Here is a 19,082-nt window from a genome sequence, read left to right on the forward strand (position 1 = left end):
CTCCCCCTTCACCCCCCCGGTGGGGGGAGGTGGGAAATCGGGGCCACATCGCGGGATGGCCGACCGTCGCTCCGATGAAGTACCCGAACCACCCTCTGGTGCGACGCGGTGACGAAGGCGGGCGCGAGAGACTCGAGTCACATCTCAGGGGTTTTTTGGCTTGGCTCACACTTCAGGAGGAAACGAATGTCTGTTGATCCTTCGGCGATCATCGTCGGGGTAGCCGCGGCAATCGGGGGCATCGTGCATGGAACGGATCTGCCAGAGCCCGCGCAAGGCATTGCGACACAACAGGTTCAGTCGATCGTAGAGGCCGCACCGGGGTTCGACGCGCAGATCGACCAGGCCATTGCGAATCTGCCCCCAGAAGTTCAGGACCCGGCTCGTCGAGCTGTCGACGCCGCGGCCGCTGCCGTTGCGGACGCGGTAGCACCATATCTACCTCCCGCGCCGGTGCCGGCACCCCCGCAGGATCCGTTGCCTCCCAGAGATCCCCGACCTGAGGGCAACGTGAGTCCACAGTCCTCCGGGCCGGTCGCTACGGAGCCGTATTCCCCGTCATGGTGGCCGTCACCGACGGCGAACGATGCACTTGCGCAGGGAGAGAGTGATGGTGTGCTGTCGCAATGGGTGCCGTCGGTGCTCGATCCCTCCGCAGCGACGTCGTCGGCTATCGGTTCGATCGCCGTGTTCGTTCCGTGGTTCCAGAAGGCGGGCGCCATCTGCGACGGCGTGAAGGCGCCCGTTCTTGCCGCGCTGTACTCCGCGGAGAACGGCTTTCGCTATGGTGTCACTGCTCCGGTGTCGCCGTCCGGCGCTCGCGGTCCGGGCCAGTTCATGCCGGCCACCTGGGCAAGGTACGGCAAGGACGCCGACGGCGACGGGAAGGCCGACATCCTCGACGTCGCAGACTCGGTGATGGCCTCGGGCCACCTTCTCTGCGACATGTACGAGCAGATCGAGCAGTGGAAATCGCAGGGAGAGGTGGTCGGCGACACGCTCGACCTCACGATCGCGGGGTACAACGCGGGCGTCGGCGCCGTTCGACTGCATCGCGGTATGCCCTCGGGTGAAGCAGATTACGAGAATCAGACGAAGCCCTACGTTGCGAAGATCCGCGCTTCCGAGTCGCGATATGCCTCGCTTCTCGGGATCTTCGGAGGCGGGGCGGACGGCATCGGCGGCAAGATCGTCGAAGCCGCCGTCCGGTATCTCGGTCTCCCGTACGTGTGGGGCGGCGGTAACGTGAATGGCCCTTCGGCAGGCGGGTTCGACTGCTCCGGTCTGACGTCCTATGCCGTCCACGCGGCCACGTCCGGGTTTTCCCTTCCCCGCACCTCCGAGACGCAGTGGAATGTCGGTGTGGAGGTTCCGCTCGCGGATGCGATGCCGGGAGATCTGCTGTTTGGGAACTGGGGCCCGGCGGGCCCCGGGCATGTCGCGATCTACGTCGGGAACGGGCAGATGGTCCACGCCCCGACGACCGGCGACGTGGTTCGCGTCGCACCGGTCTTCGAGGCGATGAAGGCTCGTCGGGTGGTGTGAACGGCACCTCGGAACGCGAAGTGCGCCAGGACCTCGGTCCTGGCGCACTTCGCGTGTTGTGTACCTGCCGGCCGGCTACATGCTTTGCGCGGCGCTGGATTCGCGGCCGTCCGACGGCGGCACCGGTTGTCCGGGAGCGCGGCTCGCCAGGAACCGCTCACGAACAATGAGATAGAACGGAAAGGCCATCGACACGCCGATGTAGGACAGCAGAACGAAGACCACGCCCCATTTGCGGCCCATCCCGATCCGCACGGTGTCGGTGAGAACCCACACGATGAAGACCGCCCACGCGATCAACATGTCGATGCTCAGGAAGGCCGCCGTGCCGCCCGGTTCGATGCCGTCACCGAAGAACTCGACCGGGTTCAAGATGTTGCCGCCGTCGCCGATCCAGTCGAACGCGAACGGCCACGTCAGGAGTAGCGCCGCGATCCCGGCGACGAGGTAGCAGGCATGCCGGACGTTCATCGCCGTGCTGCGGTGTAGTTGCGTCGTCACCATGTCACCTGCTGTCTGCGACTCGGACGTGGATCTCGGCATCGCAGTCACCGACGACGAGCTGGCAGGACAAGCGGGAATCGTCGTCCGCCGCATCCAGATATGCGATCAGGTCCGTCTCCTCGTCGGTTGGTTCGGCGAAGAAGTGGGTGTACTCCTTCGGGAGATGAACGTGGCAGGTCGCGCACGCGCAACTGCCGGCGCATTCGGCAACGATGCCGGGGAGATTGTTTCGGAGCGACGCATTCATGAGCGTCTCGCCGGGTTGGACGTCGACCTGCTCAGTCGTCCCGTCGGGCAGATGGTAGGTAACTTTCGTCATGATGTGGTGGCGCTTTCTCGCGGGAAGGCGTTGCGCCGAAGCGGTTCTCGCCTCGGCGCACCACCGGGTCAGGCGAACGTCAGGTGGACGGGCAGGCGCCGGAGTCCGCCGACGAAGTTCGTCTGGATCATCTTGGGGTCACCGGTCACCTCGATGCGCCGGAGTGTGGGCAGCAGCTCCTCGAGCATGACCTTCATCTCGAGCTTGGCGAGATGCTGTCCGATGCACATGTGCGGGCCGTAGCCGAAGGCGATCTGCTTGTTCGGGCGTCGATCGATGTCGAAGGTGTCCGGATTGTCGAAGACTTCGGCATCCCGGTTGCCCGACTGGAACAGCAGCATCAGGCGGTCGCCGGCCTTGATGGTGCGTCCGCGGAGTTCGTAGTCGCTGAGAGCGACGCGGGTGAACTGCTTCACCGGCGACACGATCCGCAGTGCCTCGTTCACGAGGTGTGGAACCAGGCTGAGGTCGCCCTGGACACGCTCGAGGATGTCGGGACGTGCAGCCAGCTGTTGCAGGCATCCCGCGAGGGTGCTGGCCGTGGTGTCGTGGCCGGCGGTGGCGATGGCCACGAACCATCCGTAGGCGAAGGTCTTGGGGAAGTACTCCCCGCTCGCGTCCTTCGCGACGGCGATGAGGGTGGCCAGATCGTCGCGCGGTTTGGCGCGCCTGCTCTCGACGAGAACATCGAAATACGCGTAGAAGTCCGCGATCGCCGCCGCCCACTGCTGTGCCGCGGCGTCGGGAGAAAGGGTTTCGATGTCGTCGCGCTTCGCGTCCGGGTCGGCGACTCCGAAGAGGTCCTGCGTCAGCGCCATCATGCGTGGTTCGTCTTCCACGGGAACACCGAAGAGTGACATGATGACGTGCAGCGGGAAGAACTCCGCGAACTCGTGCACGGCATCCAGGTCTTGCTTTCCGGACACGAGGCGCGCGACGGATTCCCGCGCGGTCTCGCGAATGCGGTCTTCCCACTTCTTGAGGTTCGCCGGGCGGAACCAGTCGAACGCAACGTCCTTGATCGTGGTGTGTTCCGGCGGGTCGAGGTAGGGCAGCGCGTCGAGGATGCGGAGACTGCCACCGGTGAGTGTCTTCGTGAACTCGTCACCGGCCTGATTGGTGAGAATCGGGTTGTGCGAGCCCTTGTTCTCGCCACCACCCGCACTGAAAATCTCTGGCTGTCGCTCGATCTCCATCAGGTCGGCGTGCTTGCTGACCAGCCAGAGGGGGTCGTACCCCTCTACCCGTGCCTGCCCGAGGGGCTGGTTCTCGCGGAGCCACCGGTACGCCTCGTAGAGTTTTGCGTCGTCGCTGTGTCCCTCGGGGAGGACGATCTGCCTGCCTATTTCGTCGGGAACTGTTGTGGTGCCGGCGGATTCGACTGTCGTCATGATCAACCTTCTCTCTGGGGTGGGCTGAAGAGAGCCGGACGCATGAGGGTCACCCCCTACGTACTCATGCTCTGTGACTCGAGTCTCATGGATGGTCGAGATGGGTGCGTCACCCGGATGAGGTGTTTTGATCCCGCTTCGGAGGGGTTGAGCGGTGCTGAGTGCGCGCGGGGCGGCCTTGACTGCTTTGGTCGGATACTTTCTATACTTAGACCGAATTGAGTGGCAGAATACTGTCCATGGCGCGGACGAGGCGATGGTCGTTCTTCCTGGCAGCGGTCGTAACCGCGATCCGGTGTACTTGCGCGCGGCATCATCTCCGGCGTTCTCGCGCCGGTCATCGGCCCTCGGCTCGCGACGGTCGAACCGAAACTCGTCATGCGTGCAATTCTGCGAGGTGGTCTCGTCGACGACTCCGCTCTGACGAACGAATACTTGGACGAGCTCCTCGCGGTGGGGAAGCGGCCCGGTTATGCCTCGGTGGCCCGTGCCGTGTACGGCGCTCTGCCGAGTCTGGTCGCTGCCAGGTCCGTGTATCCACGGGTGACGGTTCCCGTGAATCTGGTCTACGGGGAACACGATTGGTCCAGGGCGTCCGACCGCGACGCGAACAACCGTGCGCTGCCCGGTGCCGAGTTCGTACAGATACCGGATGCCGGGCATTTTCTTTCCCTCGAGAAGCCCGCTGTCATTGCCGCGCTGCTGGATCGGTCAGCAGTCGGGGAGGATCACGAGTACGGGTAGCTGAACCGTCCGGGGTCGAATGAAGGCCTCGCTCAGGCCACCTCGAGGACCAAGGCACACCGCCTCCTCCGCGAGATGATCGATCTGCCCCCGAACTCGAGCCAGACGTGGCTGGCGGGAGATCGCTGAGCGCGAGGCGAACGAAGGAACGCTCGCCGCGACGGAGGACGCCTACGCCGCACCGAATCGGGCTACGCGATCGGTGTCTGCGCTGAATTGGGAGCCCAGCCCGCTGTGATCACAGTGAGAGCGGCTCCGAGATAGCGGGGCTTCCTGTGTCGAATGTCCGAGACGATCTCCGGACCACGCCGACACACGCCGACACACGCCCGGAATTCGTCACCGACTTCGGTTGGCCTCATCCGCCCACTCCGTCATACCGAGCCGGCTTCTGTTGATGATCGGCAAGTGGTCAATGGTTGAACCTGTCGATGAGTCATCCGACAGCGGTCGGATTGTCGAGGAGCAGCCCGGCCGAATGCCCTGCAACCCCGGCTTGCGGGAGCAGTGGGGGCGTGTCGAGTTTTGCGACGGTCACGTCGGCACCCGCTGCACGCCAGGCGTTCGTCATTTCGTAGGTGTCCGCGGCAGGGGTGACGTCGTCGCTGACGTTCTGGGCGACGAGTACGGGTGCGGCAGGAGCGCTTCGGCCCAGGTCGAAGCTGTCGAGGACAGCCTTGATCGCGGGATCGGCCTCGAGTTCGTCCACGATCGGGTGACCGCTGACCGACAGCGAGCTGGTGGACTGAAGGCATGGAGCACGGCGGTGCCATTGCATTCGGTCGCGGTGCGGTGCAGGAAGTCGATGCCGGCGGGGTTGAGCATCGACGTGACCGTCGTCGTGAATTCCGGGTGACTCGGCGCTGGTCCGGTTCGACCACGAGCGCAAAACAGATCCGCCCCGCCGCCGAGCACGTGAACCTGCTGATGGAGTGCGACCTGGACCCGTGGGGGCCCTGGACAGGTGGTCCACCGAGAATCAGCTGATCGGGGACCAGCGGCCAGTGGACCGACTCAGCGCGCACGCGCTGACCGAGGCAGAGGTGGAGCTGATGGTGGCGGCCGAGCAGAGGGGGGATGGAGTGATCCCGGGGCACAGTGCTGCAACGGCCGGCCCGCAGACCAGGCTTATTCTCGCGGGCACCGCGCTGCACCGGATCTCGAGTACCGGGTCCGGGCACCCGCCGAACTCGTTCAAAGCCAGTGGCATCCGAGCGCCCGGTCACCCACTGCCCGGGTGGTTTGATCTGATCGACGAACTCCCACGGCGGCTACCTGTACGTCGCATTGTCCCTTGCGGGAGCCGTCACCGGCATCCTGCGCGATATGCACATCCCGCGATCGGGGACCATGCGCCGGAAATGGCTCGCCGACAAGGCACACACCCGGAGGGTGTGGATCGGTACGTCATTGCGGCGTCCCTGCTGGACGGCGACCTCCGATCGCTGAACCTGTCGGGGACCTTGGTGGGCTGTGACCGCGGTGCCTACCCCTGGTCCCGCACCACCTGCCATCAGATCCTCGACGTCAACCCCGGCGCCGACGGGTGAACTATCACTGCCGCTGCAATCCCGCCGAACTCGCCCTGATGCTGCTGGACCGCGGAACCCTCGACTCGACCGCACTCACCATCGCCGAATCCCACGACGTGCTGACCGACCCGGACACCTTCGACGAGGTGGGCGAGGTCCTCGACGAGGTCTACCACCTGAACTATGTGGGTGCGGGCAGCGCACGACAGCCTGGCACATGGTCCCGACACCGCACGAAGCCCCGCATGTGCGCCGCGGGCGGACGGGCCGAGCTGACCGGTTCTTCGGCGGCAGGTGGCATACCCCCGGCAGGAGGTCATCAGGTGAGTCGCCGGCACCAGCCGTCACGGGTGCGGTAGCGGCCCCTCCCGTTTCGCGCTATCATGAATTTGTGTGTGATAATAGATGAAAGTAAGGGGTTGGGCGTGATGAACGAGGCCACCGATGCCAGCACCGAAGCCCGCTACCTACGCGGCGATCTCGGCTTCGAGGAGGCGCTACGAGAGGTGACCGGCACCGACGTCGGCCGGAAGTTCTTTGCCCAGATCCTGCACAGCCTCTCCGACCGGAACCCGGCGGCACCGCCGCTGTCCGGCCACGACGCAGCCCTGCTCGATCAGGCCGGGTTCGTCGACGACCCGGCCGCGGCGACGACCGCACGGGTGGACCGCGACATTCGGATGCAGGAACTGGTCCGCCACTCCCTGTCGATCGCGGAGGCCGCGGACCGTCTCGGGGTGACCGCGGCCCGGATCCGGCAACGCCTCGGCGAGGGCACCCTGTGGGCGTTCGCGTCGGGCCGGAACCGGTTGCTCCCGCCCGCTCAGTTCACCGATACCGGTGCGGTGCCGCACCTCGACCAGGTGATGCCGTTGTTGGCGAAGGACCTGCACCCGCTGACCGTGCAGGCGTTGCTGACCCTCCCGCAACCGTCCCTGACCGTGGAGGGCCGGCCAGTGTCGATCGTGGCCTGGTTGACCGGCAGCGCCGGAACCGCCGCCGACATCGAACAGGTCCACGACGTGATCATCGCCGCCGAATGGGAATCGGCATAGATGGGGTCGATGCTGCCCGCACCACCGACCCTCGCCGACCTTCGTGATGCCGGCGTGCGCGGCGAGGAAGTGATCGACTGGCAACCGGCCGAGGTGGTGTGGCGGGTGCATCGCACCACCGGCACCCATGTGCTGCCCTGGAACGGACTGCGCACGTTCGGGCCGATCCTGCGGTTCGACCACCACCCGCCCCCGCGCGCCGAGCATCCCGATTACGGCATCTGGTACGGCGCCTCCAGTCCCCGCGGCGGGCTGGTCGAGGCGTTTCAGAGCGCCCGGGTGATCGACCGCCACCGCGGCGATCCGTATCTGACCGGGCTGCGATTCACCCGGCCGCTGAGACTGCTCGATGTGTCCGGCATCGGCGAGGGGACGTGGGCGACACGGGTCGGCGGCAACCACGCCCTCGACTCCGCCGCGCACGGCCGAACCCAGCACTGGGCCCGCACCATTCACTGCGCCCATGACGATCTCGACGGGATCGTCTACCGCGGCCGGTTCGCCGGCAGTGTCTGCATCGCGATCACCGAACGCGCCGCCGACGCGTTCCCCGTGCTGCCGGCCTTGTCAGTGCCGTTGTCGCATCCCGGGTTGTCCGGGCCGATCGACGGCGCGGCCTATCAGCTCGGCTACACCATCACCTGACGCTGCGACACACGCGAGGGCGAATCGGTTGGGATCGCGGCACATGGCGTCCCGGCAGCGGGGCCGCGATGCTGACGCTCGTTGCGCGGCGAGTAGAAGCTCCCACCGCCAAAACGCGAGTTCCAAGAGCAGCCGTCTCCCGGTACCGGTCCGGGGAAACGAACGAGTTGCGTGCCGACGCCAGCAAGAAACTCAAACTCGTGAAGGCCCAGGAAATCATGAAACGCGCCGGAGTGTTGCGCCCGGACGGAACACCGAAAAGAGCGGTTATCCGGGTCAAGGGTGGTGTCGTGGTCCGCAACGGTGCCGACGAGGGCTACGTCGTAGGCCTCGAGAGTTTCCATGATGTCCCTGTCAGACTTCTTCATGCGTCCCTCCGGTGGGAGTCGCTCAAGGTGGTCGAAGGCCTCGAGCAAAACCCCGGAGGGGCGTCGGTGTCAGGACCGACACACCGCCGGCCCCATGCCCATCGACAGGGCGATCAGCTGTCCGTCAGCAGGGACGAACGTGTCCGCCTACAGGGAGGTTGGCATGTCCGCTAGCAGTCTGCGTGTCGAAGACGGTCGGATGGCGGTGGTTCCGCGAGGCTGGCGGGGTGATGCCACAACCTCTACCTGATCGTGCTGTCGCCTCGCAGCGGTCGGGACGAGAACACCTCTCTACAGCTATCATGCGGAGGGGACGAGTTGGTCCCCGTCCCGGTCCAGACGAGTTCGTCCGTCAGGCATGTGCTGCGGGGGATGCGGTGCAGGTGGTTCGTCCCCCCGACGGAAATCGCACCGCCACTTGATCTCCGGTGCACTGGATGCGGTCGATTTTCCTCGCGGCCCGTTTCGCCGGTGTGGCTCCCGTTGACGATTGCGTGTGACACCCGGAATCTCAGAGCGGATAGTGCGTCAGCACTCCCATCGGATCGTGACGCTGCCGCAGTTCTCGCAGTCGGCGAAGGTTCCCGCCGTAGGCCGCGTCGATCTCGGCGCCGGTCTCGGGAAAGCCCGGCCGGACTTCGACGCTGTAGACGCCGATCGTGTGGGGTGCGAGCGCGTCGAGGGTGCCGGCCGCCCACGACAGGCAGGCGGCACCGTCGTAGGGGTCGGACCAGATGGCGTTGAGCGGAATGTTCCACTCGCCGCTCCGCCCCCAGAACGCGGTGTCACCGTCACCGACGTCGGCGAGGGCTCCGCCGGTGTGCTGGAAGTCGATACGACATTCGCGCGTCGGCGCCCCGCGGATCTGGGTGGCCAACGCCTCCGCGAGTGGGGAGTCGAGGGTCGGTCCGGTGAAGACCGCCTTGCCGAAGAACGACCCCCGGCGCTCGCCCGGTCCGGGCAGCCGGATCGGTTCCGGTTCTGCGCCGCCCGGTCCGGGTGGCGCGAATTCGGGTAACCCGGTGAGGTAGGTGCCGGACAACTCCGACCGGTACAGGACGCTGCCCGACACGTCGGCGACCGCGGTGGCAGCCGCCCGGGCGCGGTCGATGTCGGATTCGTCCCCGCTCGCACATGCGGTGTACACGAAGAGGACGGGTTCGTCGGGAGACAGTGCGCTGTAGCCGAGTACCGCGCCCATCGTCGTGTCCCGCGGAAGCGTCGGGGCGACACGGAAGTAGGTGGCGAGCGCCTCGAGTCCGAGCACCATGCGGTCGACCCACACCGGACCCACCGGGTGTGTCCGCAGCACCGCCGACGTCACGACGCCGAAGCACGGCGCGCAACCCCGGACCGCCCACCACAGATCCGCCTCGTCGCCGGTGCTGGCATCGGACAGGTGGACGACCTCGCCCGACGGAAGCACGAGTTCGACCTCGACGAGCTGATCGAGCGTCAATCCCAGACTGCGAGTGAGGTATCCGACGCCGCCGCGGGTGACGAGTCCGAACCCGGCGTGGCCCACGATCCCCACCGGTACCACCCGGCCGGTGGGTGCGAGCGCGTCCAGCATGGTTCCCACGGTGGCACCGCCGGCGACGACCACCCGGTCGTCGTCGGGTCGGGCCGTGTTCAGGTGCGCCGACAGGTCGAGCATGACGGCATCGTCGGCGACGCAGTTGGAACTCAGCCCACCGCCGCGGACGGTGACGGTGCCGCCCGTCCGATGCGCGACCCTCATGACGGTGGAGACCTCCTCCACGGACACCGGTTGGACGACGCAGGACGGCCGGCGTCTCGCGGCATCGGGAAAGAACACTCTGCCCAGTGCGGTGCGGTAGTCGTCGGTGTCCGGCAGATGAACCCGGTGCGGGAGAACCGCCTTCAACTGCGCGACACATTCCGCGGATGGTGAACTCACGAGCGCCTCCTATCCGGTTGCGTTACCTGCCTGCCACTGATCCCACGGGACCTCCCAGTCCCCGTACGTGTCCCACACGGGCAGGAGCGGTCCGCCCGAGTTGGTGATTTCGACGACGTCGCCGATACCGAAATGGTCGAACATCCACTGCGCGTTGGCGGGTGCCAGGTTCACGCAGCCGTGGGAGACGTTGCTGCTGCCCTGGTCGCCCACCGACCACGGCGCCGAGTGGACGAACTCGCCGTCGTTGGAGATCCGCAGGTTGAGATCGACCTTTTCGCGGTAGTAGTCGGGGTCGCCGGCGCAGACCCCGTACGTGCAGGAGTCCATGATGATGCTCTGCTGCTTGTCGGAGATCACGTGCGGACCCTCGTGCGAGGGGTGATCGGGGGTGCCGAGACTCATCGGCATCGCGTTCTCCTGGACGCCGTTGTGGAACACGGTGAGCATTTTGCTCGCCCCGTCCGCCTTGGCCACCCACGAGTCGTGCACGGTGTAGTCGGCGGAGTTGTTCTCGGCGCCGAAGATCCCGTCGCCCAGATCGACGCCGTACACGTCGGCCTCGATGTGGATCTTGGTGCCGGGCGCCCAGTATCCCGCCGCTCGGTAGTGCGCGTTCTGGTCGTCGGTCCAATACCAGGCGCCGGGCTGCGGCGGTGTCGTCGTCACCTGCAGTCGCTGCTGCACCTCGGCCTTGTTCACGACCGGTGCGGTGAATTGGAAGACCATCGGCTGGCCGACGCCGATCCCGGTGTCCGCGACGACCTCGGGTGCCGGGACGACGTTCGCGTACGCGGTGGTGCCGGGCGTCAACGTCGTGACGGTGAAGGTCTGCTCGACCGGGGCGCCGTCGGGGTTGACCGCGTCCGCGACGACTGTGTACGTGGAGCCGTAGGCCAGCGGTTGGCTGCTCGTCCAGTTCGTGCCGTCGGGCGTGAGGTTTCCGGCGACCGGTGTGTTCTGCTCCGCGGGATTCGTGACGGTCACGGCCGTCAGCCGGCCGCCCGTCGCGGTGACCACGATCGGGGTGGTCGGGTTGATCGGCGCCCCGTCGGCGGCGGGGACGGCAATCGAGGCGGGCGCGGACTGGGAGGTGGTCGGGGGTTCCGAGGTGCCGGTGTCTCCGATGGTGCATGCCGTTGCCAGGAACGTCATGGCCACCACCGCGACAATGCCGGCTGTCCGTGTGCGAAGAGTCACGACCACCTTCTTTCGGATCTGGATCAGCGCTCGCCGTCCTCATACTGCCAGCGATCGCCTCGGAGGTTCCTGTGAGACACCCGCCCCGCTCGCCCTACCTGCAGGAATTCGAGCGCGTGGCGCCTCCCCTCGGTGCATTAGACAGCAGTACTGATGAAAATTAGCGTCCGTTTCGCTGATATCGGGACGATTACGGCCATTGAAGACCGGAAATAAAACAGCTAGACTGGCTAATGAATCTGACTGTGAGAGGGAGGCCCCATGGACCGCAAGGTCGATCAGCTCCGCGAGGACGTCGTTCTGTTCAACCGACGTATCCGGACCCAGCGAGCGGGGCACCTGCTCACCCCCTCTCAGCTCCAGGCCCTCGCGCATCTCGACCGGGAAGGTCCGATGAGCGCACGCGCTCTCGCCGATCTCGAGCAGGTGGCGCCGCAGTCCATCGCGCGGACCGTCTCGATGCTCGAGGAATCCGGCATGGTTACGCGGACCGTGGATCCCCAGGACGCGCGAGCGAGCATCGTCGCGATCACCGCGCTGGGGTTGCAGACGCTCGTCGACGACCGGTCGCGGCGTAGCGAGTGGCTGACGGCCGCGCTGGCCGCCGAATGCACCGACGCCGAACGTGACCTCCTCTTCATCGCCGGACGGCTACTCCGCCGGCTCGCCGGAACTCCCGAACCGGCGCCGCAGGCGTCACTGATGAACTCGTGAGCGCGACCGTCGCCGATACCGGCCTCGCCCAGAAGTCCCCGTCCGTCCCGTTCCGGGTGAGCGGTTCCGTCGCCACGGGAAGCATCCTCCAGCCGCTGAACTCGTCGATGATCGCGGTGGCGATCGTCGGCATCGCCGCCCAGTTCGGCTCCTCGTCCGGGATCACGTGGGTGATCTCGGGGCTCTACATCGCCACGGCCGTCACCGCCCCGATGGCAGGCAAGCTCGGCGCGCTGCTCGGAGCCCGGAAGGTCTACCTCGGGGGCCTCGCCCTGGTAGCGCTTGGCTCGATCGCCGGTCTGCTCGCACCCAGCGTCGGCTGGCTCATCTTTTCCCGCATCCTCGTCGGAATCGGAACCGCGACACAGTATCCCAATGCGATGACGATGATTCGCGGGTACGCGGAGCGACATGGCGCGCAACCGCGCACCGCGATCACGACCCTCGCGATCTGCAGCCAGGCGGTCGTGGCACTGGGCCCGACGCTCGGCGGACTGCTCGTCGGGGCGTTCGGGTGGCAGTCGATCATGTGGATCAACCTCCCGATCGTCGCGTTCAGCGCGGTCGCGGTCACGAAATTCGCGAAGGTCGGCTTCGTCGGCGGCATCTCGGTCAGCGGCCGGCAACTGCTGCACGCGCTCGACGTGGCCGGGGTCGTCCTGTTCCTCGGGCTCGTCTCGTCGACGATGCTGTTCCTGCTGTCGCTCACCACCGATCCCGTCTGGTGGCTGATCCCCGTGTGGGCGCTGGTGTTCGCCCTGTTCGTCCAATGGGAACGACGCGCGGACGAACCGTTCATCGACGTTCGGGCCCTGGCCCGGAACCGTGCGCTCAGCGCCACACTCGCCCGCACCCTCCTCACCTACACGGCGTTCTACTGCGTCTTCTTCGGCATCCCGCAGTGGTTGCAGTACTCCCGCGGAATGAGCGCCACCGAGGCGGGTCTGACGATGCTGCCCGTCGCCGTCGTCGGTATCGGCTCCACGTTGTTCGCGTCACGGACATATCGGCGGTACGGGGTGCGCCGAACGCTCACCGTCGGAACGTGTGCGCTCCTGGTGGGTGGCCTGCTTCTGGCGTCGGTGGAGAGCAGTACGGCCCCGATCGTCGTGCTGCTCCTCGTGGCCGCAGTGCTGGGAATTCCCAATGGATTCAACAATATCGGCAATCAGAACCTGATCAGCTCGGTCACGTCCGTCGAGGAAGTGGGCACGGCGATCGGGATGTACCGCACCGTGCAGTACATCGGGGCGAATCTGTCGGCCGTCGTGCTGCAGACCACCGCCGGTCATGTGATCGGCGACGACGGACTGCACCGCACGGGCTGGTTCATCGCCGTCGCGGGTGTCCTCCTCCTCGTCGGTGTCCTGATGTCACGGAACATGGGGGACCGGCGGTCGACGAACGCGTAGACGGCGTAGCAACCGCGTCAGGCCGGCGGCGTCCCGCCGACGGCCCGCCAGATCAATGTCGCGGTCCGGGCCGGCCAATCGGCGGGTGGGCGATCACCGGCCAACGCCCGGCCGTACCAACTGCCGGTGGTCATCGTGACGGCGACGTCGAGATCGGCGTCGGCGTCGATCAGCTTCAGTCCGGCGGCGCGGTCCAGGATGGCGCGGATTCGGCGCCGGCGCGGCGCCACCACCCGGGCGCGGTACTGCGCGCGGACGTCGGTGTCCGTCGTGTCCTGCAGCATCGTGCCGACCAGCGACAACCGGCCGCTCCGCGACACCCCGCGCTGGAAGTCGGTCAGCTCGCGCACCAGATCCCCGAAGGGGTCGGCCGAGGCCCGCCCCGACCGTTCGTCGGCCAACTGCGCCACGACGGCGGCGGCGAGCTCCGACTTCGACGCCCACCGCCGGTACAGCGCCTGCCGGGTGGTGCCGGCCTCCGCGGCGATCGCGGCGATCGACATCGCGTCGTATCCGGCCCGGGACAATTGCCTGCCCGCCACATTCAGCACGCGAGTGTCGATGTCGGTGTCGCGGCTGCGCCCGGTCACAGTCATGCTTGATCCTCGTTTCAATCCAATGCTGGTGTGTATTGTAATGGAGAAGACGGAGATGAGGAGCTCCCATGGGTGATCAGGAAACACCGTCCCTGTACGAATGGGCGGGCGGTGAGCAGTCGTTCCGGCGGCTGATCGATGCCTTCTACGACCGGGTGGAGCGCGACGACCTGCTGTCCCCGATGTTCCCCGGCGGAGTGCACGAGGAGCATCGCCGCAACGTAACGCTGTGGTGGTGCGAGGTGTTCGGCGGTCCACCCGGCTACACCGACCGACTCGGTGGCTACGAACGGATGTTGCGACACCACATCGGTCTGGACATCAGCCGGGAGCAGCGGCACCGCTTCGCCGCGACGATGAGTCTTGCCGCCGACGACGCCGGGCTGCCGTCCGACCCCGAATTCCGCTCGGCCTTCATGGCATACGTCGAGTGGGGCACCAGGCTCGCGTTACAGAACTCGAGCCCTGGCGCCGAGGTGGTCGAGCACGCACCCGTACCGCACTGGGGGTGGGGCGTGGCCCCGCCCTATCGCGGCTGAGTAGGGCAGGGTGTCAGCTGGCCGATCAGAACGGGTACTGCTGAATCGGCCCCTGGATGGTCGCCCACTGGAGTTCGGTGAACGCCTCGCGGTTCGCTGCGGCGCCGCCGACTCGTCCGCCGTTTCCGGAGGATCCCATTCCGCCGAACGGGATGTGGGCGTGGTCGCCGACGGTCTGGTCGTTGATGTGCACGAGCCCGGTCGGAATCTGCTGCGCGACTTCCCATGCCGCCATCGCATCCGAGCCGAGGACGCTCAGCGACAATCCGTACTCGGTGTCGCGCGCGATCTCGACGGCCTCGTCGATCGTCGAGTAGCGCAGCACGGGAGCGACGGGGCCGAACACTTCCTGGCAGAACGCCGGTGTGTCGCGCTGCACGTGGTCGAGGACGGTCGGGCGGTAGAACAGCCCGTCGTGGGTGCCGCCCTCGACGAGGGTCACTCCGGCCGAGACGCTCTCGGTCACCAGTCGGTGGATATTGTCGCGTTGCACCGCGTCGATGATGGGGCCGAGTGCCACCTCGCTGGTGTACGGGTCGCCGACGGGGAGCGCTCGCGCCTTCTCGGCGAGCACCGCCACGTATTCGTCGGCAACCGATTCGTGGACCAGGTGCCTGCCTGCGGCCATGCAGATCTGGCCCTGGTGGAGGTATGCGCCCCAGGCTCCGGCCGACGCAGCCTTGGTGACGTCGGCGTCGGGAAGGACGATGAGGGCGTTGTTGCCGCCGAGTTCGAGGTGTGCCCGCGTGAGGTGCGCGGCCGCGGCCTGGCCGACCTTCCGTCCCGCCGACGTGGAGCCGGTGAACGCGATGACGCGGGTGTGCCGGTCGGTGACGAGGGCGGCACCGGCATCGGCGCCGCCGGGCAGCATCTGGAAGACGCCGTCCGGCACCCCGGCGGCCGCGAACACGGCCGCCAGCACCACACCGCCGCACACTGCGGTCCGGGTGTCGGGTTTCAGAATCACTGAGTTGCCCAGTGCCAGTGCGGGTGCCACTGCGCGGATCGAGAGGATCAGGGGGAAGTTGAACGGAGCGATCACGCCGACGACACCCGCCGCGATCCGACGGCTGAAACTCAGACGTCCGTCGGCGGACGGGAGCACCTCACCCTTGGGATGCGAAGGCAACGCCGACGCCTCGTAGCATTCCTGCGCTGCGACGTGCGTCTCGAGGCTCGCTTTCGCGCGAATCGATCCGGCCTCCCGGACGATCCACGTCTCGATCTCGGCTGCGTGCTCCTCGAAGAGCTGGCCTGCGCGGCGCAGGATCGCGGCCCGATCCTCGAAAGGCATTTTCTCCCAGCGGCGCTGGACCTCGGCGGCCTTGATGCAAGCCGCGGCGACGTCGGCGGCGGTCGTGGTGCCGACGTGACCGAGGGTGCTACCCGTCGCGGGCTCCACGACCTCGGAGAACGCGCCTTCGGTGGCGGTCCAGCTGCCGGTGAAGACCTTCTTCTCCCAGTCGATGTCGAGCAGGCTCATGGTCGATCCTTCTTTCGGTGAGGTCGGTCAGGACGCGAGTACGGGTGACGGTGCCGCGGATTCGGTGCGGGGCGAGCGGAACTTCCGCTTGGCGACGATTGCCACCGCGACCGCGCCGACGACTCCCGGTACGGCGACGGCGAGAAAGTTCTGCTGGAACGGTAGATGAAGAGCGAGGAGCGCGCCGCCGAGGGTGGGGCCACCGATCGCACCGATCCGTCCCATGCCCGCAGCCCACCCGACGCCGGTCGACCGTACCTCGGTCGGGTAGAACTCGACGGCGAACGCGTGGATGATGGCGAGCGCGCCGATGGTAGCCGCACCGGCGACGAACAGCAGCACATTGAGCAGTGCGGCTGCCGGGTTGAAGGACAGTCCCACCAGCGACAGGGATGCCAGCGAGAAATACGTGATCAGGGTGTTGCGGTAGGACCAGCGGTCGGCCAGCCAGCCGCCGAAGATCGCGCCGGCGATGCCCCCGAGATTCAGCACCACCAAGGTCCACAGCGCGGAACTCAAAGCGTAGCCGGCGGTCTGCATCAGTTTCGGTAGCCACGTGTTGAGCCCGTAACTCAACAACATGCACATCGCGAAGAAGATCCAAATCAGGAAGCTGTTCAGGGCGTTTCCGTTGGTAAAGAGCTGCGCGACAGGTGCCTTCCGAACTTCCGGACGTGGCGTGGCCACGACGTCGCTCAGGTCGCGACCCGGGTCGACCTTGGACAGCACAGCCTCTAGCTTGTCCTGACGACCGTTGATGGCGAGGAACTCCGGCGACTCCGGCAGGTACTTCAGCAGAACGGGTAACAACAGGAGCGGCAGACCGGCGACGTAGAACACACCGCGCCACGTCCAGAGCGGCTCCACGTTGATTGCGAAGACCGCGGCGGCGATGCCACCGACGGAGTAGAACGACGACACGAACGTGACGAGCAGTGCCTTCGACGTTCGTGGGGCGAGCTCGGCAATCAGTGCCGTGAAGTTGGGTACGAGCGCGCCGAGCGATACACCGACGACGAGGCGGAGAATGCCGAGTTGCGCCGGGGCGCCGGCGAATGCGCAGCTGAACGACGCCACGCTCGCCACCGTCACGCAGATGAGCATGAGCGGACGACGGCCGTACCGATCGGCGAGCGGGGCGACGAACAGTCCGCCGATCAGCATGCCGACGAGCGCCGTGGATCCGAGGGTACCGGCGGTGACCGGGTCCATGTTCCACTCGTCCATCAGATGGACGATCACGGTGCCGTACGAGACCATGTCGTATCCGTCGATGATCATCAGCAGTGAGCACAAGGCTACGACACCATAATGGAACGGCCGCAGTCGGGCGTTGGAGACGATCGAGGTAACTGTGTTCTGGGACAGCGGGTTCTGGGACAAGGGCATACTCCCGATGCGGGGCAGCGTTGCTGCCGTGGGAACGAGTGGGGCGATCACGGCTCGGTGAGGTCGGTCTCGACCTCGATCACGGCAGGCTTTCCGCTGCCGAGGGCGGTCTTGAAGGCGCGGACGAAGTCGTCGCCGGTCCGTACCGCGGTGGCCGTCACGCCGTAACCCGCAGCGATGGCGGTGAAGTCGATCCCGGGAACGTCCATGCCGGGGGTCTCGCCGGATCCCAGCACCGTTGAGAACCAGCGCAGTGCGCCGTAGGTCCCGTTCTTGAGGATGACGATGATCACCGGAATGTCGTACTGCGCGGCCGTCCACAGGGCGGTGATGCCGTAGTTGGCCGAGCCGTCTCCGATCAGGCCGATCACCTGACGGTCCGGATTCGCCAGCTGGGCACCGACTGCGGCGGGCAGTCCGAATCCAAGCCCGCCCGATGCGGGGAAGAAGTAGCTGCCTTGGCGGGAGACGTCGACCTGCGACCAGAACGCGCCGGTGGTGGACGTCGACTCCTTGACGTACACGGCGTCGTCCGGCGCAGTGCCGCGCAACAGTTCGAACAGCTCCTCCGGATGCACGCGCTCGGACGACGTCCTGGCCTGTGGGATGTCGGGTAGCGGCGGCAGGACCGGGCGGCGGCCCGGCGTCACGCTGTCGGCGAGGCGGGACAACGCATCCCGCACACCGCCGACCAGTGCGTCACCCATCGGGGCGCGGGCGGCCTCGCCGGGATCGCTGGTGAGGTGGATGAGCCGGGCGCCGTCGGGCAGGTACTCGCCGGGGACGAACTGGTGGTACCGGAACACGGGTGCTCCCGCGACGAGGATCAGGTCGTGCCCGACCAGTGCGTCGGTGATGCCCTGGACGGCGGCTGGCAGGACCCCGCGGAAGCTGCGGTGGCGGGTGGGGAACGGGCATCGTGACGGGGACGGCGCGATCCAGACGGGGGCGCCGAGTGCGTCCGCGAGACGGACCGCGTCGTCATTGGCGTACTCGGCATCGACTTCCGGTCCGAGTACGAGGACCGGGTTCTCGGCGCGGTCGAGGGCGTCGACGAGGGTGGCGAGTTGATCCGCACTGAGGGAACCGGCAGTGGTTGTGGCGCGGGTGAGGAGGTGCTTCGTCTCGGCGGGTGCTTCCTGCGCCCAGTCGTCGTACGGCACCGACACATAGACCGGACCCTTCGCGGGCAGGTTCGCGATGTGGATGGCCTGGCTGATCGACCGCGGCACGTCCTGCGCGCACGCCGGCTCGCAGGACCACTTGACCAGGGGTTTCGGCAGCGACTGCGCGTCCACGTTGGCGAGCATCACCTCCTGGCCGATGGTCGAGCGGACTTGTTGCCCGGCGGTGATGATCAACGGGCTGTGGGAGTAGACCGAGTTCGTGAGCGCGCCCATCGCGTTGCCGGTGCCCGCGGCGGCGTGCAGATTGACGAAGGCCGCGCCGCCACGGGCCTGGGCGTACCCGTCGGCCATGGCCAGGACGGCGCCTTCGTGCAGACCCAGGATGTAGCGGAAGTCGTCGGGCATCCCGGCGAGGAAGGGGAGCTCGTTCGATCCAGGGTTGCCGAAGATCGTGGTCAGGCCATGCGCCCGCAGTAGGTCATAGGTCGCTTCGCTGACGTCGGCCATCAGGTGTTCTCCATTTCTTCGCATGGTTCTCGCGGTGTGACGTGAACCACGGTAGGGAGCCGCGTCCTATAGGTCCAATGAATACTATCGA

General features: G+C 66.8%; 19 protein-coding genes and 1 pseudogene. 10 read left to right on the forward strand and 10 right to left on the reverse strand.

Features of this window, described 5'->3' with window-relative positions; all coding sequences use genetic code 11:
* Positions 1 to 186 precede the first annotated feature (186 nt).
* Positions 187 to 1,545 (forward strand): bifunctional lytic transglycosylase/C40 family peptidase, encoded by a 1,359-nt coding sequence (locus JVH1_RS23450; RefSeq protein ID WP_009475477.1) that lies wholly within the window; start codon positions 187 to 189, stop codon positions 1,543 to 1,545.
* Between the two features lie 75 nt (positions 1,546 to 1,620).
* Here the strand turns inward: JVH1_RS23450 and JVH1_RS23455 are convergent, their stop codons facing one another.
* The 3 genes from JVH1_RS23455 to JVH1_RS23465 form a co-directional block, all read right to left on the reverse strand.
* A complete protein-coding gene (locus JVH1_RS23455) occupies positions 1,621 to 2,049 on the reverse strand; it encodes a DUF2834 domain-containing protein (RefSeq protein ID WP_043779306.1) in 429 nt (142 codons plus the stop codon).
* Between the two features lies 1 nt (position 2,050).
* Positions 2,051 to 2,368 carry a 2Fe-2S iron-sulfur cluster-binding protein gene (locus JVH1_RS23460; protein WP_043779305.1) on the reverse strand — a complete coding sequence of 106 codons (318 nt, stop codon included), beginning with the start codon at positions 2,366 to 2,368 and terminating at the stop codon, positions 2,051 to 2,053.
* A gap of 68 nt (positions 2,369 to 2,436) precedes the next feature.
* Entirely contained in the window at positions 2,437 to 3,759 is a 1,323-nt protein-coding gene (locus JVH1_RS23465; RefSeq protein ID WP_009475475.1) for a cytochrome P450, read from the reverse strand.
* 378 nt (positions 3,760 to 4,137) lie between these two features.
* Between JVH1_RS23465 and JVH1_RS23470 the strand changes: the two genes are divergently transcribed.
* Complete coding sequence (locus tag JVH1_RS23470) at positions 4,138 to 4,503, forward strand: alpha/beta fold hydrolase (RefSeq protein WP_009475474.1); 366 nt, start codon at positions 4,138 to 4,140, stop codon at positions 4,501 to 4,503.
* Between the two features lie 436 nt (positions 4,504 to 4,939).
* Here JVH1_RS23470 and JVH1_RS23475 read toward each other — a convergent pair whose 3' ends face one another.
* Positions 4,940 to 5,212, reverse strand: coding sequence for a lipase family protein (locus JVH1_RS23475; protein WP_009475472.1), 273 nt, complete (start codon positions 5,210 to 5,212; stop codon positions 4,940 to 4,942).
* Between the two features lie 652 nt (positions 5,213 to 5,864).
* Between JVH1_RS23475 and JVH1_RS23480 the strand changes: the two genes are divergently transcribed.
* The 5 genes and pseudogenes from JVH1_RS23480 to JVH1_RS23500 all read left to right on the forward strand — a co-directional run.
* The gene (locus JVH1_RS23480) at positions 5,865 to 6,053 is read left to right on the forward strand and encodes a hypothetical protein (protein ID WP_237735143.1); all 189 of its coding nucleotides are present in this window, start codon (positions 5,865 to 5,867) and stop codon (positions 6,051 to 6,053) included.
* Positions 6,050 to 6,394 (forward strand): hypothetical protein, encoded by a 345-nt coding sequence (locus tag JVH1_RS23485; protein ID WP_009475469.1) that lies wholly within the window; start codon positions 6,050 to 6,052, stop codon positions 6,392 to 6,394. The genes JVH1_RS23480 and JVH1_RS23485 overlap by 4 nt, the downstream gene beginning before the upstream one ends.
* Before the next feature lie 69 nt (positions 6,395 to 6,463).
* Positions 6,464 to 7,090: a hypothetical protein gene (locus tag JVH1_RS23490; protein ID WP_043779303.1), complete on the forward strand. Its 627-nt coding sequence runs from the start codon at positions 6,464 to 6,466 to the stop codon at positions 7,088 to 7,090.
* Positions 7,091 to 7,735, forward strand: a complete 645-nt coding sequence (locus tag JVH1_RS23495) for an RES family NAD+ phosphorylase (RefSeq protein ID WP_009475467.1) — start codon at positions 7,091 to 7,093, stop codon at positions 7,733 to 7,735. It begins immediately after the preceding gene.
* A gap of 125 nt (positions 7,736 to 7,860) precedes the next feature.
* Positions 7,861 to 8,055: pseudogene (locus tag JVH1_RS23500) on the forward strand (hypothetical protein); the annotation flags it as partial.
* 559 nt (positions 8,056 to 8,614) lie between these two features.
* On the opposite strand, the gene JVH1_RS23505 reads toward JVH1_RS23500, so the two are convergent.
* Positions 8,615 to 10,024 carry an FAD-binding oxidoreductase gene (locus JVH1_RS23505; protein ID WP_009475465.1) on the reverse strand — a complete coding sequence of 470 codons (1,410 nt, stop codon included), beginning with the start codon at positions 10,022 to 10,024 and terminating at the stop codon, positions 8,615 to 8,617.
* A gap of 9 nt (positions 10,025 to 10,033) precedes the next feature.
* The gene (locus tag JVH1_RS23510; RefSeq protein ID WP_043779299.1) at positions 10,034 to 11,230 is read right to left on the reverse strand and encodes an Ig-like domain-containing protein; all 1,197 of its coding nucleotides are present in this window, start codon (positions 11,228 to 11,230) and stop codon (positions 10,034 to 10,036) included.
* Positions 11,231 to 11,485: 255 nt separating this feature from the next.
* On the opposite strand from JVH1_RS23510, the gene JVH1_RS23515 reads away from it, so the two are divergent.
* Together JVH1_RS23515 and JVH1_RS23520 are read left to right on the forward strand one after the other, a co-directional pair.
* A complete protein-coding gene (locus JVH1_RS23515) occupies positions 11,486 to 11,938 on the forward strand; it encodes a MarR family winged helix-turn-helix transcriptional regulator (RefSeq protein ID WP_009475463.1) in 453 nt (150 codons plus the stop codon).
* Complete coding sequence (locus JVH1_RS23520; RefSeq protein WP_009475462.1) at positions 11,935 to 13,350, forward strand: MFS transporter; 1,416 nt, start codon at positions 11,935 to 11,937, stop codon at positions 13,348 to 13,350. The genes JVH1_RS23515 and JVH1_RS23520 overlap by 4 nt, the downstream gene beginning before the upstream one ends.
* Positions 13,351 to 13,367: 17 nt before the next feature.
* Here the strand turns inward: JVH1_RS23520 and JVH1_RS23525 are convergent, their stop codons facing one another.
* Positions 13,368 to 13,946, reverse strand: a complete 579-nt coding sequence (locus JVH1_RS23525) for a TetR/AcrR family transcriptional regulator (protein WP_009475461.1) — start codon at positions 13,944 to 13,946, stop codon at positions 13,368 to 13,370.
* A gap of 68 nt (positions 13,947 to 14,014) precedes the next feature.
* Here JVH1_RS23525 and JVH1_RS23530 point away from each other — a divergent pair, with 68 nt between their 5' ends.
* On the forward strand, positions 14,015 to 14,485 hold the full coding sequence (locus JVH1_RS23530; protein ID WP_009475460.1) for a group II truncated hemoglobin: 471 nt from the start codon (positions 14,015 to 14,017) through the stop codon (positions 14,483 to 14,485).
* A gap of 25 nt (positions 14,486 to 14,510) precedes the next feature.
* Here the strand turns inward: JVH1_RS23530 and JVH1_RS23535 are convergent, their stop codons facing one another.
* The 3 genes from JVH1_RS23535 to mdlC are packed head-to-tail and all read right to left on the reverse strand — an operon-like array spanning position 14,511 to position 18,991.
* Complete coding sequence (locus tag JVH1_RS23535; protein WP_009475459.1) at positions 14,511 to 15,968, reverse strand: aldehyde dehydrogenase family protein; 1,458 nt, start codon at positions 15,966 to 15,968, stop codon at positions 14,511 to 14,513.
* A 27-nt stretch (positions 15,969 to 15,995) separates the two neighbouring features.
* Positions 15,996 to 17,357, reverse strand: coding sequence for an aromatic acid/H+ symport family MFS transporter (locus tag JVH1_RS23540; protein ID WP_083849747.1), 1,362 nt, complete (start codon positions 17,355 to 17,357; stop codon positions 15,996 to 15,998).
* Positions 17,358 to 17,404: 47 nt separating this feature from the next.
* Complete coding sequence (mdlC, locus tag JVH1_RS23545) at positions 17,405 to 18,991, reverse strand: benzoylformate decarboxylase (protein ID WP_005572989.1); 1,587 nt, start codon at positions 18,989 to 18,991, stop codon at positions 17,405 to 17,407.
* Positions 18,992 to 19,082: the final 91 nt, after the last annotated feature.

This window comes from Rhodococcus sp. JVH1 (assembly GCF_000280725.2).
Lineage (GTDB): Bacteria > Actinomycetota > Actinomycetes > Mycobacteriales > Mycobacteriaceae > Rhodococcus_F > Rhodococcus_F jostii_A.

Bases quoted from the DNA above. Each gene is read 5' to 3' on its own strand.
- JVH1_RS23490 (WP_043779303.1), top strand. From the start codon at position 6,464: ATGAACGAGGCCACCGATGCCAGCACCGAAGCCCGCTACCTACGCGGC.
- JVH1_RS23535 (WP_009475459.1), bottom strand. From the start codon at position 15,968: ATGAGCCTGCTCGACATCGACTGGGAGAAGAAGGTCTTCACCGGCAGC.
- JVH1_RS23455 (WP_043779306.1), bottom strand. From the start codon at position 2,049: ATGGTGACGACGCAACTACACCGCAGCACGGCGATGAACGTCCGGCAT.
- JVH1_RS23530 (WP_009475460.1), top strand. From the start codon at position 14,015: ATGGGTGATCAGGAAACACCGTCCCTGTACGAATGGGCGGGCGGTGAG.
- JVH1_RS23470 (WP_009475474.1), top strand. From the start codon at position 4,138: ATGCGTGCAATTCTGCGAGGTGGTCTCGTCGACGACTCCGCTCTGACG.
- JVH1_RS23480 (WP_237735143.1), top strand. From the start codon at position 5,865: ATGGCTCGCCGACAAGGCACACACCCGGAGGGTGTGGATCGGTACGTC.
- JVH1_RS23450 (WP_009475477.1), top strand. From the start codon at position 187: ATGTCTGTTGATCCTTCGGCGATCATCGTCGGGGTAGCCGCGGCAATC.
- mdlC (WP_005572989.1), bottom strand. From the start codon at position 18,991: ATGGCCGACGTCAGCGAAGCGACCTATGACCTACTGCGGGCGCATGGC.
- JVH1_RS23495 (WP_009475467.1), top strand. From the start codon at position 7,091: ATGGGGTCGATGCTGCCCGCACCACCGACCCTCGCCGACCTTCGTGAT.
- JVH1_RS23465 (WP_009475475.1), bottom strand. From the start codon at position 3,759: ATGACGACAGTCGAATCCGCCGGCACCACAACAGTTCCCGACGAAATA.
- JVH1_RS23460 (WP_043779305.1), bottom strand. From the start codon at position 2,368: ATGACGAAAGTTACCTACCATCTGCCCGACGGGACGACTGAGCAGGTC.
- JVH1_RS23515 (WP_009475463.1), top strand. From the start codon at position 11,486: ATGGACCGCAAGGTCGATCAGCTCCGCGAGGACGTCGTTCTGTTCAAC.
- JVH1_RS23540 (WP_083849747.1), bottom strand. From the start codon at position 17,357: ATGCCCTTGTCCCAGAACCCGCTGTCCCAGAACACAGTTACCTCGATC.
- JVH1_RS23525 (WP_009475461.1), bottom strand. From the start codon at position 13,946: ATGACTGTGACCGGGCGCAGCCGCGACACCGACATCGACACTCGCGTG.